The sequence below is a fragment of the Pseudomonas sp. SWRI51 genome (assembly GCF_014268825.1).
GTDB classification, from domain to species: Bacteria; Pseudomonadota; Gammaproteobacteria; order Pseudomonadales; family Pseudomonadaceae; genus Aquipseudomonas; species Aquipseudomonas farsensis.
Genome location: NZ_JABWRG010000047.1, coordinates 20,812 through 35,073 on the forward strand (window position 1 = coordinate 20,812; position 14,262 = coordinate 35,073).

Annotated in this window: 13 protein-coding genes and 1 pseudogene; 6 read left to right on the top strand and 8 right to left on the bottom strand. The window is 62.2% G+C overall.

The window, feature by feature from the left end:
- Window positions 1-30 precede the first annotated feature (30 nt).
- Entirely contained in the window at window positions 31-2,205 is a 2,175-nt protein-coding gene (locus HU720_RS14865) for a response regulator (protein WP_186520687.1), read from the top strand.
- A gap of 3 nt (window positions 2,206-2,208) precedes the next feature.
- Here the strand turns inward: HU720_RS14865 and pbpG are convergent, their stop codons facing one another.
- Complete coding sequence (pbpG, locus tag HU720_RS14870) at window positions 2,209-3,135, bottom strand: D-alanyl-D-alanine endopeptidase (protein ID WP_186520688.1); 927 nt, start codon at window positions 3,133-3,135, stop codon at window positions 2,209-2,211.
- Between the two features lie 360 nt (window positions 3,136-3,495).
- On the bottom strand, window positions 3,496-3,858 hold the full coding sequence (locus HU720_RS14875) for a hypothetical protein (RefSeq protein WP_186520689.1): 363 nt from the start codon (window positions 3,856-3,858) through the stop codon (window positions 3,496-3,498).
- A gap of 163 nt (window positions 3,859-4,021) precedes the next feature.
- Between HU720_RS14875 and HU720_RS14880 the strand changes: the two genes are divergently transcribed.
- Window positions 4,022-4,843 carry a shikimate 5-dehydrogenase gene (locus tag HU720_RS14880; RefSeq protein WP_186520690.1) on the top strand — a complete coding sequence of 274 codons (822 nt, stop codon included), beginning with the start codon at window positions 4,022-4,024 and terminating at the stop codon, window positions 4,841-4,843.
- A 7-nt stretch (window positions 4,844-4,850) separates the two neighbouring features.
- Here HU720_RS14880 and HU720_RS14885 read toward each other — a convergent pair whose 3' ends face one another.
- The 3 genes from HU720_RS14885 to HU720_RS14895 form a co-directional block, all read right to left on the bottom strand.
- Entirely contained in the window at window positions 4,851-5,093 is a 243-nt protein-coding gene (locus tag HU720_RS14885) for a hypothetical protein (protein ID WP_186520691.1), read from the bottom strand.
- Window positions 5,094-5,188: 95 nt separating this feature from the next.
- Window positions 5,189-5,716 carry a lactoylglutathione lyase gene (gene gloA, locus HU720_RS14890; protein ID WP_186520692.1) on the bottom strand — a complete coding sequence of 176 codons (528 nt, stop codon included), beginning with the start codon at window positions 5,714-5,716 and terminating at the stop codon, window positions 5,189-5,191.
- Between the two features lie 202 nt (window positions 5,717-5,918).
- Window positions 5,919-6,281, bottom strand: a complete 363-nt coding sequence (locus HU720_RS14895) for a histone-like nucleoid-structuring protein, MvaT/MvaU family (RefSeq protein ID WP_186520693.1) — start codon at window positions 6,279-6,281, stop codon at window positions 5,919-5,921.
- A gap of 573 nt (window positions 6,282-6,854) precedes the next feature.
- Between HU720_RS14895 and HU720_RS14900 the strand changes: the two are divergent.
- Both HU720_RS14900 and cobF read left to right on the top strand, forming a co-directional pair.
- Window positions 6,855-7,066, top strand: a pseudogene (locus tag HU720_RS14900) (OprD family outer membrane porin); the annotation flags it as partial.
- A gap of 18 nt (window positions 7,067-7,084) precedes the next feature.
- Window positions 7,085-7,834: a precorrin-6A synthase (deacetylating) gene (gene cobF / locus HU720_RS14905; protein ID WP_186520694.1), complete on the top strand. Its 750-nt coding sequence runs from the start codon at window positions 7,085-7,087 to the stop codon at window positions 7,832-7,834.
- Between the two features lie 16 nt (window positions 7,835-7,850).
- On the opposite strand, the gene HU720_RS14910 is transcribed toward cobF, so the two are convergent.
- Complete coding sequence (locus tag HU720_RS14910; RefSeq protein WP_186520695.1) at window positions 7,851-8,435, bottom strand: LysE family translocator; 585 nt, start codon at window positions 8,433-8,435, stop codon at window positions 7,851-7,853.
- Window positions 8,436-8,697: 262 nt separating this feature from the next.
- Here HU720_RS14910 and HU720_RS14915 point away from each other — a divergent pair, with 262 nt between their 5' ends.
- A complete protein-coding gene (locus HU720_RS14915) occupies window positions 8,698-10,269 on the top strand; it encodes a TerC family protein (RefSeq protein WP_186520696.1) in 1,572 nt (523 codons plus the stop codon).
- Here HU720_RS14915 and rarD read toward each other — a convergent pair.
- Both rarD and HU720_RS14925 read right to left on the bottom strand, forming a co-directional pair.
- Window positions 10,232-11,119 (bottom strand): EamA family transporter RarD, encoded by an 888-nt coding sequence (rarD, locus tag HU720_RS14920; protein ID WP_186520697.1) that lies wholly within the window; start codon window positions 11,117-11,119, stop codon window positions 10,232-10,234. The two genes, HU720_RS14915 and rarD, sit on opposite strands and share 38 nt — an antisense overlap.
- Window positions 11,120-11,152: 33 nt before the next feature.
- Entirely contained in the window at window positions 11,153-12,739 is a 1,587-nt protein-coding gene (locus HU720_RS14925) for an EAL domain-containing protein (RefSeq protein WP_186520698.1), read from the bottom strand.
- A gap of 308 nt (window positions 12,740-13,047) precedes the next feature.
- Between HU720_RS14925 and hppD the strand changes: the two genes are divergently transcribed.
- A complete protein-coding gene (gene hppD / locus HU720_RS14930; RefSeq protein ID WP_186520699.1) occupies window positions 13,048-14,124 on the top strand; it encodes a 4-hydroxyphenylpyruvate dioxygenase in 1,077 nt (358 codons plus the stop codon).
- The last annotated feature ends 138 nt before the right edge of the window (window positions 14,125-14,262 follow it).

A 14,262-nucleotide genomic window follows, 5' to 3' on the forward strand; every position in this document is an offset into this window, starting at 1 on the left:
TGACCGGGGCCACTGATGGTTTTGCAGCACATGAAATCAGTCCAGCACACAGGTTCACGCAGCGGCATTCCAACGTTCTTCAACACGGGCGGGGCGGTTTGTGGCTTGCTGCAAAAAATGGACTGGAGCGCCTCGCCGCTAGGCGATCCACAGGGCTGGTCGGCGGGGCTGAAAGCGGTGATGACCACGCTGTTGCCGGCCCAGGCGCAAATTGTGCTGTTCTGGGGGCCGCAGTATGCCGCGCTGTACAACGATGCCTATGCGCCCAGCATCGGCCACAAACACCCGCATGCCTTAGGCCAGCCAGCGCATATCCATTGGCGTGAACTGTGGGACGATCTGGAGCCGCTACTGCGTGGCGTGCGTGAAACCGGCCAGACCTTTTCCGCGCAAAACCGGCCTTTCTACATAGAGCGTCACGGCCTGGGTGAAACGGTCTATTTCGATGTGTCCTATTCCGCCGTGCGCGAAGCCGACGACACCGTAGGCGGCGTATTGTGCATCGTCAATGAAACCACTGAGCGCGTGCGTTTTCAGCGCCGCCAGGCGTTTTTGCTCGAGCTTGGGCAGACCTTGCCAAGGCTCGGCGCCGCCGAGCGCATCGGCGACCACGCGGCGCGCCGGCTCGCCGAAGAGCTGGGCGCGGCACGGGTGTGTTTCGGCGAGGACCTGGGCGAAGGCCAGAAGGTGCGTATTGCTCATGAGTGGGCGGCCGACACCCCGTCCATCTTGGGCGATCACAGCTACGCAAGCTTTGACCCGACCCTTTACGACGTGCTCAAAACCGGTCAACAGGCGCGCCGTAATTACGCCGAAGACGAACCGCGCTCGCCGGCGCTGCAGGGCTTGGGCGGTGTGCTGCATGTGCCGGTAATGCGCGCCGACCGGCTTGAAGCAATGCTGGCCGTGCACTACAAGCAGCCCCGCTTGTTCGTCGAAGACGAGTGCCTGCTGGTTGAAGAAACCGCCAAGCAGGTGTGGGCCGCCATTACCCATGCCCGTGCCGAGCGCGCTTTGCACATGCTCAACGAGCGGCTTGAGGAGCGGGTGGCGGACATGCTCGCCCAGCGCGAGGCGTCCATGCTACAGCTGCATGAGGCGCGCAAGATGGAGATGATCGGCCAGCTTACCGGCGGCATCGCCCACGATTTGAACAACATGCTTACGCCGATCATTGCCTCGCTGGAGTTGGTCCGTCGGCAGTCGGACAAAGAGCGCACTGTGCGCCTGATCGATGGTGGCCTGCAGGCGGCCGAGCGGGCGCGCAACCTGGTTGGGCGCCTGCTCAGCTTCGCCCGGCGTCAGACCCTGAAACCACAACCCGTGGCGCTGGCGCTGCTGGTCGAGGACATGCACGAACTAATGGCGCGCTCACTGGGCCCGACCATCAGCCTGCAGGTGCGTATCGACCCGGCGTTACCAGCGGTGCTGGTCGATTCGCACCAGCTGGAGCTGGCACTGCTCAACCTGGTGATCAATGCCCGCGACGCCATGCCTGAAGGGGGCAAGCTGACTATCGCTGCTGGGCTGGATGGTGATGGGCCGGCGCTGCCGGAGGGGCTGGTGGCGGGCAAGCAAGTGTGGCTGCAGGTGGCTGACAGTGGCGGCGGCATGAGCGATGAAGTGCTCGGGCGCTGTATCGAGCCGTTCTATTCCACCAAGGGCGTTGGCAAGGGCAGCGGGTTGGGCCTACCCATGGTGCAAGGCTTGGCGGTGCAGTCCGGTGGCGGCTTTGCCATCTGCTCGCGGGTCGGCGAAGGCACTGAAGCGACGCTTTGGCTGCCGACCAGCGCGGCCGGGCTGCCCAGCTCCGAACCATCGCCGGTGCAGGCCCCCAGGGCACAAGGCCCGATAAAGGTGCTGCTGGTGGATGACGAGGCATTGGTGCGCCAGGCGACGCTTTTGCAGTTGCGTGACTTGGGCTACGAAGTGGTCGAGGCCGACTGCGCCGCGCGGGCGCTGGCGCTGGTGGAGCAGGGTTGGGTGCCGGACGTGCTGGTGACCGACCACGTCATGACTGAGATGACCGGCGTACGCTTTGCCCAGCGCCTGCGTGAACGGATGGCTGGCTTGCCGGTGCTGATCATCACCGGCTACGCCAACCTGACCCCGCGCGAGCTGCACGGGTTCGAAGTGCTACGCAAGCCGTTCCGCCAGGATGAACTGGCGCAAAGCCTTGCGCACCTGCTCGCCCAGAAAGGCTAGGCTTCAGTCTTGAGCCACCCGCGTACCTTTTTGACGGTCGGTCTTGTATTGCATGGCCACCGCAGGTGCAGGCTTGGCGCTACCGGTTTCAAGCCATTGGCGCATGCGGCTGGCATCGGCAAAGTGGGTGTACTTGCCGAACGCATCGAGAATCACCATCGCTACCGGCCGGTTGTCCATTTTGGTCAACAGCACCAGGCAGTGACCGGCTTCGTTGGTAAAACCGGTCTTGGTCAGCTTGATGTCCCAGTTGCTTTTGTTCACCAGGTGGTCGGTGTTACGGAAGCCCAGAGTGTAGTTGGGCTTGCGGAACGCTACCGTTTTTTCGCGGGTAGTCGACAGCTCGCTGAGCATTGGGTACTTGCGCGAAGCCATCAGCAGCTTGGCCAGATCCTGGGCGGTGGACACGTTCAGGGTCGACAGGCCCGTGGGCTCGACGTAACGGGTGCGTGTCATGCCCAGGCTGCGGGCCTTGGCATTCATGGCCTTGATGAACGCGCCGTAGCCGCCTGGGTAGTAGTTGGCCAAGGTGTTGGCGGCGCGGTTTTCGGAGGACATCAAGGTGATCAGCAGGGTCTCGCGGCGGTTCAGCTCACTGCCAAGCCGCACCCGCGAATACACGCCTTTCATTTCGGGGTTGTTGGCGATGGTCATGCTGAGCATTTCGTCCATGGGCAGCTTGGCGTCGAGCACCACCATTGCCGTCATCAGCTTGGTCACCGAGGCGATGGGGCGCACGCGGTCCGCGTGGCTGGCGTACAGCTCCTTGTTGGTGCTGAGGTCGATCAACAGGGCGCTGCCGGACGCCAGGTGCAATTTACTGGGGTCGCGTTGGGCCTGGGCCGGGGGTTGTGCAGCAGCGGTCGACGGGAGGGTCGCAGTACCTGTGAGCAACAGCAGCAGGCTGAGGATGGACAGGGTAGTTTTCACGTTGAGGCTCACTAAATGGTGGTATGTCGTTGGCTGTGCAAGGGTTTTCCCCCAAAAACCGGTGCATTCTGGAGTATGGCCCAGCGCCTGTCGATTGCTCGTTGATGGGCGTCGTCGATATGAAAAAAGCTTCATGCTGGATCGGTTCCGCAGCAACCGTTCGTCGTTTTGGCAGGCAAAAAAAGCCCGCCGAGTAGGCGGGCGAACAAAGGGCGTAGGGAGCACCCACAACAACAGATTCGGGGTTGCCAGCAACCGCTGCGGCGGCTGCGTTGAACATGGCGCCCACTTTAAAGTGCAGGCGCCATGCGGTGAAATCGATGCCTTCAATAGTGGTCATTGATTTCTTTGTGGTACGCGCTACCAGCGCGGCGGGCCGTAGTAGCCAGGGGGCGGGCCGTAGTAGCGGTGATAGACCGGCGGCGGCGCGGGTACATAGCGTTCCACGACATACGGCTGTGGCTGGTAGTACACCGGCGGTGGCGGCGGCTGTACGTAAACCGGTTGTTGCACATACACCGGCTGCTGCACATAAACCGGCGGTTGTTCGACGTACACGGTGCGCTCACGCCCGCCGCTGACGGCAGCACCCACCACGGCACCCACCACAGCGGCGCCAATCACCGGGCCTGGGCCACCCCAGCGCCCACCGTGGGCAGCAGCCGGGCCGCTGATGGCCAGTGCGCCGACCAGCAGGGCGATTCCAGGGATGAGACGATTCATGATCATTCCTCGCAAGACAGCCCCACGTTCGGGGCCTGATTACTATGACCGCGGCCAGCGTCAACTGCGCACAGGGCAACGGTAAAGGTTGTGTAAGGGGCGACCGGCGGTTGCCTCTGGTACGCTGGGTAAATCGTTTCAGCCGTTACACGAGGAACAGCAGATGAGTATCAGCCCCAGCCGGGACACAGTCCTGTGCATTTCACTGGCCGGGCGCCCCGGCACCTTCGGCGTGCGCTTTCACAACCACCTGTATCAGCAGCTTGGGCTCGATTACTACTACAAGGCCATGACCACCCAGGACTTGCCCGCAGCCGTGGCTGGCATCCGGGCGCTGGGCATTCGCGGTTGCGGGGTATCGATGCCATACAAGGAGGCGTGCATGGCGTTGGTCGATGAAATCGACCCTTCCGCAGCGGCCATCGAGTCGGTGAATACGCTGGTCAATACCCATGGCCACCTCAAGGCCTACAACACCGACTATCTGGCGGTGCGCCAACTGCTGGCACAACGCCAAGTCGATCCGGCCACGGCGTTTGCCCTGCGCGGCAGCGGCGGCATGGCCAAGGCGGTGGCCAGTGCCCTGCGCGACGCAGGCTTCACTGCGGGCACCATTGTTGCCCGCAATGAGCAGGCCGGCCGCCAACTGGCTGATATGTGTGGTTATCGCTGGTTGCCAGACCTCGGTGACTTGGCGCCGCCCATGCTGATCAACGTCACCCCGATCGGCATGGCAGGTGGCCCAGAGGCGGATCAGTTGCCGTTTGCCGATACAGCGATAGAAGCGGCCGAGTGGATATTCGATGTGGTGGCCATGCCGGCGCGCACGCCGTTCATCCAGCGCGCCGAGGCGTTGGGCAAGCTGGCGATCACCGGGCTCGAAGTCATTGCCTTGCAGGCTCTGGAGCAATTCGTGCTGTACACCGGCGTACGCCCCAACCGCGAGCAGGTTGACGCAGCGGTAGCGTACGCACGGCAGATTTGAGAGCGCCTCAGCCTTGGGCGGGCGCTTGATCCAGTCGCCGATCGACCAGCGCCCGGCCATGTGCTAACGACACCCGCTGGGCGTTGTCCAGGTCACTGAAGAATTTCATCGGCATCGACATGCGCTTGCTGGTGTGGCCATGCGGATCGGTGATCAGGCAACCGGCGGCATAGGGCAGGGGAGAGTCAGGGTGTGGCATCACGCTGGCGGTGATGGTGTGGTCGCGGTACTCACAGTGCAGGGATTGCATCGTCCTTACCTCGCTGTGGCTTGGAAGGGGAGTTACCTTCGTATACCACGGCGCCGGGCCGCAGGGGCGCGGCCCGACGAACGTATGGGCTGAGGTTAGCCCTTCAGCTCGCTCGGCTGGATCACTTCTACCCAATAGCCGTCCGGGTCCTTGATGAACGCCAGGTGGTTCATGCGGCCGTCCTGCAGGCGCTTCTGGAAGGGCACACCGAGCGCCTCGAAGCGGGCGCAGGCTTCACGCACGTCAGGTACCGAAACGCAGATGTGGCCAAAGCCGCGTGGGTCGCTGTTGCCGTTATGGTAGGCAAACTCGGGGTCGTTTTCGCTGCCATGGTTGTGGGTCAGTTCCAGCACGCCAGGGATCGACTTCATCCACTGGTGGCGTGCAGCGTCGTCGGCAGGGATCTGCGCGGGGTCTACCAGGGCCAGGAAGTACAGGCTGAAGGCGGCCTCCGGGAAATCGCGCTTGTCGACCAGGCGAAAGCCCAGGACGCGGGTGTAGAAGTCCAGCGACTTGCTGATGTCCTTGACCCGCAGCATGGTGTGGTTGAACACGAACTGTGCAGTCGCGGTGTCTGGCTGGGCGGTGACGCCGGGCAGGCTATTGAGGTCTTGCAGGCTCATGGGTACTCCAGAATCAGGCTTAAAACAGATGGACCATGATACGGAAGTGAGCCTTGCGCGCAAATGAAAACGCCCTGCACGAGGGCAGGGCGTTGGAATTAGAGGCCCGCGTGTGCGGGCGCGTGATGGGGTCGCTAGTCCGTTAGCTGGGTTTATAGTGATACAGCCCTTGTGAAAAAACTGTGAACTTCATGTCGAGGTTTCATCCACGTACCCAGCTTTCCACTTTTTGTGCGCCGTATTGCTGTTTCCAGGCTTTCAAACCGCGGTGGTTACCGCCTTTGGTCTCGATCCGCTCACCGGTGTGTGGGTTCTCGTAAACCTTGACCACGCGTGCGCGCCGTTGCTGTTTGGCCGCAGGTGCCGGGGCACGGCTTGTGGCCTTGGGGTCCAGAATGGCGATGATCTCGCGCAGGCCCTTGTCGTACTGTTTCATCAGCGCGACGAGTTTTTTCTCGAACTCGATCTCGCGCTTGAGCCCGGCGTCGTTCTTCAGGGTTTCAAGTTGTGCCATCTGTTCCTGGAGCGCTTTTTCAGCGGCACGAAATTCTGCAAGTCTGGACACTATGAGTACTCCTGAAAGTCTGCGTGGCATGGCATGACGAACATCGGTAACTGCTTATAACGTTAACCACCTGGCAAGGGACTGCTGTTCGTTGAAGGTCAGTGTAGTAGCCACTTGCAATAGGGTAAACCGCAAACTTAAGTTTGTTTGTTCGGAACTTTCACAGTTTCTTGCACGTTGTTTCACTTGCCGTTGGGTGCACACGTGACGGGCGCTAGACCATGGCCCAATGGCCCGCAATAGAGCCGTTGGCGCAGCGCGCTCGGCGTTCGCAGGCCTGTTTGCGATGCGCTTTCGTGCCGGGCGCAATGTTTGTTTCGGCCTGTTTTTGTCTTTGTTCGTGGATATGCCGAATGTTTGCCCCTCTCCTTTACGCACCGGAACGTACTGTGACCGGCCTGTCGCTGTTGTGCGCCGGTTGTGCAGCCCAGGCGGGTGGCTTTGTCGACGACAGCCAGGCCCGGTTTGAGGCCCGCACGGTTTATTTCAACCGCGATTTTCGTGACGGCCACAGTAACAGCGGGTTCATACCGTCGTCCGGCCACGGCGCCAGCGCGCGCTCAGTACCTTGTTATCAGTGGCGACCAGATCAAGGTCCCTGGCAGCAATGCCGAGGGCAGGGAATGGGAGCGCGACACCGAGCTCAAGTACCAGGTGCAAAGCGGCACGTTCAAGGATGTCAGTGTCCGCTTGCGCAACGCCACCTACCGGAGTAATTACCCGAGGTGGCGCGTGACATGGACGAGAGCCGGGTTATCGTCAGCTATAACTTCTCGTTGTTCTGAACAGGTACAAGGCTCCCCATGAAACACGTGTTGCTCATCGGCATTGGCCCGGGTGATCCCCGGCAGGTTACCTACGAGGCCGTGGAGGCCATGCAGCGGGCAACGGTGTTCTTCGTCCTCGACAAGGGCGCAGCCAAAAACGAGCTGGTGCACCTGCGCAGGACGATCCTGGCCCGCTACCTGCCCGAGGGTGATTACCGTCTGGTGCAGGTGCAGGACCCGCAGCGTGATGCCGATGCTGGCGACTACGCCGGTGCGGTGAGGGCCTGGCATGCGCAGCGTGCGGCGTTGTATGCGCGGCTGCTGGAGCAGGAAATGGCCCCGGGGGATGTCGGCGCTTTTCTGCTGTGGGGCGAGCCTGGGCTCTACGACAGCACCTTGCGCATCCTCGACCTGGTGCGCGCGGGCGGCGTGGCGCTGGCGCTGACGGTGATTCCGGGCATCAGCAGCGTGCAGGCACTGGCCGCGCGCCATCAAATCCCGCTAAACCGTATTGGCGAACCGCTGACCATCCTGCCTGCACGCCGCCTTGCCGAGGTTGAACCGGTGGACAATGTGGCGGTAATGCTCGACGGCCAGTGCGCCTTTGCCGCGCTGGATGACCCAGGCTTGCACATCTACTGGGGCGCCTACGTTGGCAGCGCCGACGAAGTACTGATAAGCGGGCCGCTGCAGGCGGTGAAGGGGCATATCGTGCAAGTGCGCGAACAGCTGCGCCAGCGCAAAGGGTGGATCATGGATACCTACTTGCTGCGTCGCGAGGCGTGACGCTGTCGCCGTGCCCTCAACCCAGCAGCAGGTAACCGGCACTGGCCACCAGCAGCCCCGCCAGGCAGCGGTTGAACAGGCGCAGCCGCCTAGGCTCGGCCAGGTACTGGCGGATCATGCTCCCGGCCCACGCCCAACTGGCGACAGAGACAAAACAGATCGGCCCGTAGATCCAGGTGAACAGCCACAACAACTGCTGTTCGCCACCGGTATAGGCGCCGACCCCGGCCACGGCGGCGAGCCATGCCTTGGGGCTGAGCCATTGCATGGCCGCGCCATGCCAGGCACTGGGCGCTTGTGGTTGTGCGTCGGCCTGCAGGCGCCCGTCATCACTGGCCAGTTTCCAGGCCATGTACAGCAGAAATACCACGCCGCCCCAGTGCAGCAGCCGTTCCAGCATCGGCCAGCGCAGCAAAAGCTCGTGCAGGCCTGAACCGGTGAGCACCAGCAACAGGCAAAACCCGAGGGTGGCGCCGGCAGCATGCCCCAGGCTTGCGCGCAGGCCGTGGCGGGCGCCACTGCCGAGGGCGACGATGTTCACAGGGCCGGGGGAAATCGACGCCGCCAACGCGAAGGCGGCCATGGACAGGGACAGGCTCATGCAGGGCTTCCTGGAAGGATTGAACAGGGCGCCATTATTGCCAGCCCCGGCCTGTGCGGTATTGAACAGAAATGCCCTCGGGCACCTGCTACAGGTTTTGTAATATTTTCCCGCTGTGAGAAAAACCTGCTTCGATTGTAGGATCACCTTCCCAAATTTCTATCCAGGTACACATGAGCACCTTTTCGGAGCCCCCCAGTTTCTGGCCGGTCTGGCCATCCTCTCCGCGTCTGCGTGACGCATCCCCAGTGAGTACCCGCTAATGGAATGGCTAGCCGACCCCACGGCCTGGCTGGGCCTGTTGACGTTGATCGTCCTCGAGCTGGTTCTGGGCATCGATAACCTGGTGTTCATCGCCATTCTGGCTGACAAGCTGCCACCCCATCAGCGCGACCGAGCGCGGATCATCGGCCTGTCGCTGGCGCTGATCATGCGCCTGGGCCTGCTGGCGAGCATTTCGTGGATGGTGACGCTGACCGCGCCGCTGTTCGAGGTGTTCGACAAGAGCTTCTCCGGCCGCGACCTGATCATGCTGTTCGGTGGTGTGTTCCTGTTGTTCAAGGCCACCATGGAGCTGCACGAGCGTTTGGAAGGCCATGCGGCGCAATCCACAGGCGCTGTCCGCCATTCAGCGTTCTGGCCTATCGTTGCGCAGATTGTGGTGCTCGATGCGGTGTTCTCGCTGGATGCCGTGATTACCGCCGTGGGCATGGTCGAGCACCTGTCGATCATGATGATCGCGGTGATCTTCTCCATCGGCATCATGATCGTGGCCAGCAAGCCGCTGACCCGTTTCGTCAACGAACACCCCACAGTCATCATGCTATGCCTGGGCTTTTTGATGATGATCGGCTTCAGCCTGACCGCAGAAGGCCTGGGCTTCCATATCCCCAAAGGCTACCTGTATGCGGCCATTGGCTTCTCGCTGTTGATCGAGCTGTTCAACCAACTGGCCCGGGCTCGACGCAAGCGCAGCGTTCAGCAGCATCGGCCGCTGCGTGAGCGTACCGCGCATGCCGTGCTGCGCCTGATGGGCGGGCGCCGTGTCGAGGCGGATGAGGTGGGCGAGGAAATTGCCGACCTGGTCGAAGGCGGTGGCGAACAGGTGCTGTTCGACCGGCGCGAGCGGGTGATGATCAGCGGCGTGCTGAACCTGGCCGAGCGCCCGATTCGCACGGTAATGACTGCGCGTACCGACGTTGACGTGATCGACCTGTCGCAGCCGACCGAGGCCATCACCCAGGTGTTGGTCAATTCGCCTTACTCGCGCTTGCCCTTGCTGCGCGATGGCCACAGCGACGAACCGCTGGGCTTCGTGCACAAGAAGGAGCTGCTCAAGGAGCTGTTGGCCGGCAACACGCCGGACCTGGAAACCTTGGCCCGCACGCCGCTGAACCTGCTGGAGAGCTTCAGCATTCTCAACGCGCTGGAACAGATGCGCGGGCAGTCGACGCACATTGCTTTCGTGGTCAACGAGTTCGGTGATTTCACCGGCATGCTGACCATGACTGACATCCTGGAGTCGATTGCCGGCGAGCTACCTGATGCCAGCGAGGTCGAAGGCCCAGGTGTAGTCGAAGAGGAGGGCGGGTTCGTGGTCAGCGGCGCGCTCAACCTTGCCCAGGTGCAGGCGCGCACCGGCTTTGTCGCCCGAGCCACCGAGGACTACCAGACCCTCGCGGGCCTGGTGATGAGCCTGCTCGACCGCCTGCCGATCATCGGTGACCGCCTGGCCTGGAACGGCTGGACCTTGACCGTGGTTGCCGTGGAGGAGCGCCGGGTACGCCAGGTGCGCCTTACACAGGGCGCCGACGTTGACGCAGCAGGTGCCTGAAGCCTTCAAGCACCAGCACCAGCACCGCGGCCCAGATTGGCAGATACGTCAGCCACTGGTCCGCGGCGATGGTTTCACCCAGCAGCAGCGAGACGGCCACCAGCAACACTGGCTCGACGTAGCTGAGCAGGCCGAACAGGCTGAACGGCAGCATGCGGCTGGCCAGCACGTAGGCAATCAAGGCGCCTGCGCTGATCGCCCCGAGCAGCGGGATCAGCCCGTACAAGCCTGGGTGCTGGGCCACGTCGGCGGCTGACAGCGGCCCCTGAATGACAAAGTACAGCGCCCACGGCAACAGCAGGGTCATGTCGCACCACAGCCCGCCAAGGTGGTCGGTGCGGCAGCGGCGGCGCAACACGAAGTAGATCGGGTAGCCGATCATTACTACCAGGGTTTCCCAGGCAAAACTGCCGTGCTGATACAGCTCGTGGCCAACGCCTGTGGCCGCACAGGCGACCGCCACTGTCTGCATGCGGGATAACCGCTCGCCATACACCAGCCGCCCGGTCAGCACCATGGTCAGCGGCAGCAGGAAATACCCCATCGAGACTTCCAGGCTGCGCCCGTGCAGCGGCGCCCACAGGAACAGCCACAACTGCACGCCCATCAGCCAGGACGTACCAAGCATGCCCAGCAACAGCATGCGGTTCTGCCGCACCCGCCCGAGCAGCTCGCCAACCCGCTTCCAGTCTTTGGACACCAGCATGAACAGCGTCAGGCACGGCAAGGTCAGCAGCGTGCGCCAACCGAAGATCTCCTCGCCATCGAGCGGGGCCAGGAATGAGGTGTAGTAATACATCACGGCGAACAAACAGGACGCCATGACGGATGTAGCAATACCTTTTGACACGAATGCCTCGAAAACCGGAAGTGAGCGGATGGATCAGCCGCGCATGATCTCAGGGGGCGCAGTATGCGGCAACCGGGCACTGCCCGGGCGTGCTGCAAGCGCCAGCAACAGTTCGTCCAGCGGCATCGGCCGGGCGAACAGGTAACCTTGCTGGAAGTCCACCTTGTAGCGCGCCAGGTAGTCGCGCTGCACCGCGGTTTCGACGCCTTCGGCGACAATCCCCAGGGCCAGCTTGCCCGACAGCTCGATGATGCTGTCGAGGATATGCTGCGACAGCGCGTCACCGCCGATCATGGCGACAAAGCTCTGGTCGATCTTCAGGTAGTCGACCTTGAACTGGCGCAGGTAGTTGAGGCTGGACTGGCCGGTACCGAAGTCATCCAGCGCAATCATTACTCCTATGTCGTGGAGTTTTTCGAACAGCTCAAGGGTGATGGGCGTCGGCTCGATCAGCTTGCGTTCCGTCAGTTCAAGGGTGAGCACCACGCGCCCTGGCGCAAAGTGCTGGAGGAACGTTCGGCAGTCATCGAGCAGGCCCAGGTTGCGGCAGTGGTCGGCGGTAATATTGATGGCAACATGGAAACCGTCTTCAAGCAGCGCGGCATGCGGCGCCAGGGCCTGGGCGGTGTTGAGCATCAGGGCGCGGGTCATGGCGACGATCTGCCCGCTGTGCTCGGCATAGGGGATGAACAGGTCGGGCCGCACCAAGCCTTCGCGCGGGTGCCGCCAGCGCATCAGCACCTCGACCCCGGCCCAGCGGTAATCACCCTGGCGCACCACCGGCTGGAAGTAGGGCAGAAATTCCCCGGCCTGCAGTGCCCGGTCAAGCTCGGCGCGCGGCGAATTGGCGCGGCGGATCTGCCAGCGACACGCAGCCCCCGCCAGCGCGCCAAGCATCAACAGCAGGCCAAGCATCGCCGGGTAGCGCGCGAGGAATAATTCGCCAGCCTTGCCTGCGGCGTAGCCTGCATGGACGCTGAACGGGTAGCGGCTGGAACTCACGGTGACCGGCGCGCTGTCGGCAATCGGCGGGGTGCCGTTGTGCACCCGGCCCTCGCTGCCCATCCAATGGTCGCCCACTTGCACCTGAAGCTGCACATCCTTGCCGATCAGGCGCAAGGCGCTCAGCAGGTGGCGCCCGTCTACCGTGGTAATTGCGCCACGCGAGCCTTGGCTGGCGCGATACACCATGAGGGCCTGGCCTGGCGTGACGGTGTTGCCGTCCATCAGCCACAGCTTGCCATCGGTGTAGTCGCGAGTATGCACCGGCTCGTCGAAATCGCCATACAGCGAAGAGCAATACAGCGTGTTGTGGTCAAACAGGTTGGTCGAGCGCACGAAGGGGTTGCGCGTGACCTCGATGCGCAGCGCCAACTGCACGTCGCTGCAGGGCTGCCCGGCCTTGGGCAGCAACTGCTCGGCGGCTGCGGCCAGGCTGTCGAGGATGGTTTCGATGTGCCGGCTCACCTCCAGCGCAGTCGCCTGGCTTGCGCTGCGCATTTCGCGCCCGGTCTGCCAGTTCATGACCGCAAGGCCACCTAACAGCGGAATGACAGCCACCGCCCAGGGCAACAGGGTACGCCAGCTCCAGCGGGCAGGGCGGTGACGGGTAAGGGGCATGGCAGGCTAACCTGTAGAAGCGGCTCGGTTCGCTAAGGATAGCCGTTTGTCGGGGAAGCCTTGTAACTAGAGCGCGACAAAGCAATTTACGCCCTGTAGAATCGGGTTACGAATAAAACAATAAGGCCCCTCGGTATTCGATGGGCCAAGCCTGCCTGGAAGGTCTCCATGACAAACCCTGGGTCCAAGCTGATCATTGGCGCCTACCTCGCCAGAAGCGTGCGCGGCATCCCATGTTCACCCCCTGTGCAAGACGGCATCGCAACTGCTTGATAACCGTTTTTTTTTGCAGCACAGAGGACACGAACATGGCAGATATCTTTGAAAACCCGATGGGCCTTGAAGGCTTTGAATTCATCGAATTCGCATCGCCCACCCCAGGCGTGCTGGAACCTGTTTTCCAGATCCTCGGTTTCACCAAAGTGGCAACCCACCGCTCCAAGGATGTACACCTGTATCGCCAGGGCGGCATCAACCTCATTCTGAACAACGAACCTAAAAGCATCGCTTCGTACTTTGCCGCCGAGCATGGCCCGTCGGTATGCGGCATGGCGTTCCGCGTGCGCAACGCCCACGAAGCCTATGCCCGCGCGCTGGAACTGGGCGCACAGCCGGTCGAAATCGAAACCGGTCCTATGGAGCTGCGCCTGCCCGCAATCAAAGGTATCGGTGGTGCGCCGCTGTACCTGATCGACAGGTTCCAGGAAGGCAGCTCGATCTACGACATCGACTTCAACTTCATCGAGGGCGTTGATCGCAACCCGGTCGGTGCGGGCCTGAAGATCATCGATCACCTGACCCACAACGTGTACCGTGGGCGCATGACCTACTGGGCCGGCTTCTACGAAAAACTGTTCAACTTCCGCGAAATCCGCTACTTCGACATCAAGGGCGAGTACACCGGCCTGACCTCCAGGGCCATGACGGCCCCGGATGGCATGATCCGTATTCCGCTCAATGAAGAGTCGTCCAAGGGTGCCGGGCAGATCGAAGAGTTCCTCATGCAGTTCAACGGCGAAGGCATCCAGCACGTGGCCTTCCTCACCGATGACCTGCTCAAGACCTGGGATGCCCTGAAGGGCATCGGCATGCGCTTCATGACCCCGCCACCGCAAACCTACTACGAGATGCTCGAAGAGCGTCTGCCAGGCCATGGCGAGCCGGTCGACCAGTTGCAGGCGCGCGGTATTCTGCTCGACGGTGCTTCTGAGTCGGGCGACAAGCGTCTGCTGCTGCAGATTTTCTCCGAAACCCTGCTGGGGCCGGTGTTCTTCGAGTTCATCCAGCGCAAGGGTGACGATGGCTTTGGTGAAGGCAACTTCAAGGCGCTGTTCGAGTCGATCGAGCGCGACCAGGTACGTCGTGGGGTGTTGAACGTCGAGTAAGCCGCGTCGGGACTCATCGCAGGCTAGCGCCAGCTCTCATAGAAAAACCGCTAACTATCTGATTTACATGGATAACGTGGGAGCGGGCTTGCCCCGCGATAGCGATAGCAACGCCAACATCGCATCGCGGGGCAAGCC

What these genes read in the sequence shown, in the direction of transcription:
- HU720_RS14910 (WP_186520695.1), bottom strand. Translation starts at nt 8,435, where the DNA reads ATGAGCCTGTCCCTGTCCATGGCCGCCTTCGCGTTGGCGGCGTCGATT.
- HU720_RS14865 (WP_186520687.1), top strand. Translation starts at nt 31, where the DNA reads ATGAAATCAGTCCAGCACACAGGTTCACGCAGCGGCATTCCAACGTTC.
- gloA (WP_186520692.1), bottom strand. Translation starts at nt 5,716, where the DNA reads ATGAGCCTGCAAGACCTCAATAGCCTGCCCGGCGTCACCGCCCAGCCA.
- cobF (WP_186520694.1), top strand. Translation starts at nt 7,085, where the DNA reads ATGAAACACGTGTTGCTCATCGGCATTGGCCCGGGTGATCCCCGGCAG.
- HU720_RS14925 (WP_186520698.1), bottom strand. Translation starts at nt 12,739, where the DNA reads ATGCCCCTTACCCGTCACCGCCCTGCCCGCTGGAGCTGGCGTACCCTG.
- HU720_RS14875 (WP_186520689.1), bottom strand. Translation starts at nt 3,858, where the DNA reads ATGAATCGTCTCATCCCTGGAATCGCCCTGCTGGTCGGCGCACTGGCC.
- HU720_RS14885 (WP_186520691.1), bottom strand. Translation starts at nt 5,093, where the DNA reads ATGCAATCCCTGCACTGTGAGTACCGCGACCACACCATCACCGCCAGC.
- hppD (WP_186520699.1), top strand. Translation starts at nt 13,048, where the DNA reads ATGGCAGATATCTTTGAAAACCCGATGGGCCTTGAAGGCTTTGAATTC.
- HU720_RS14915 (WP_186520696.1), top strand. Translation starts at nt 8,698, where the DNA reads ATGGAATGGCTAGCCGACCCCACGGCCTGGCTGGGCCTGTTGACGTTG.
- HU720_RS14880 (WP_186520690.1), top strand. Translation starts at nt 4,022, where the DNA reads ATGAGTATCAGCCCCAGCCGGGACACAGTCCTGTGCATTTCACTGGCC.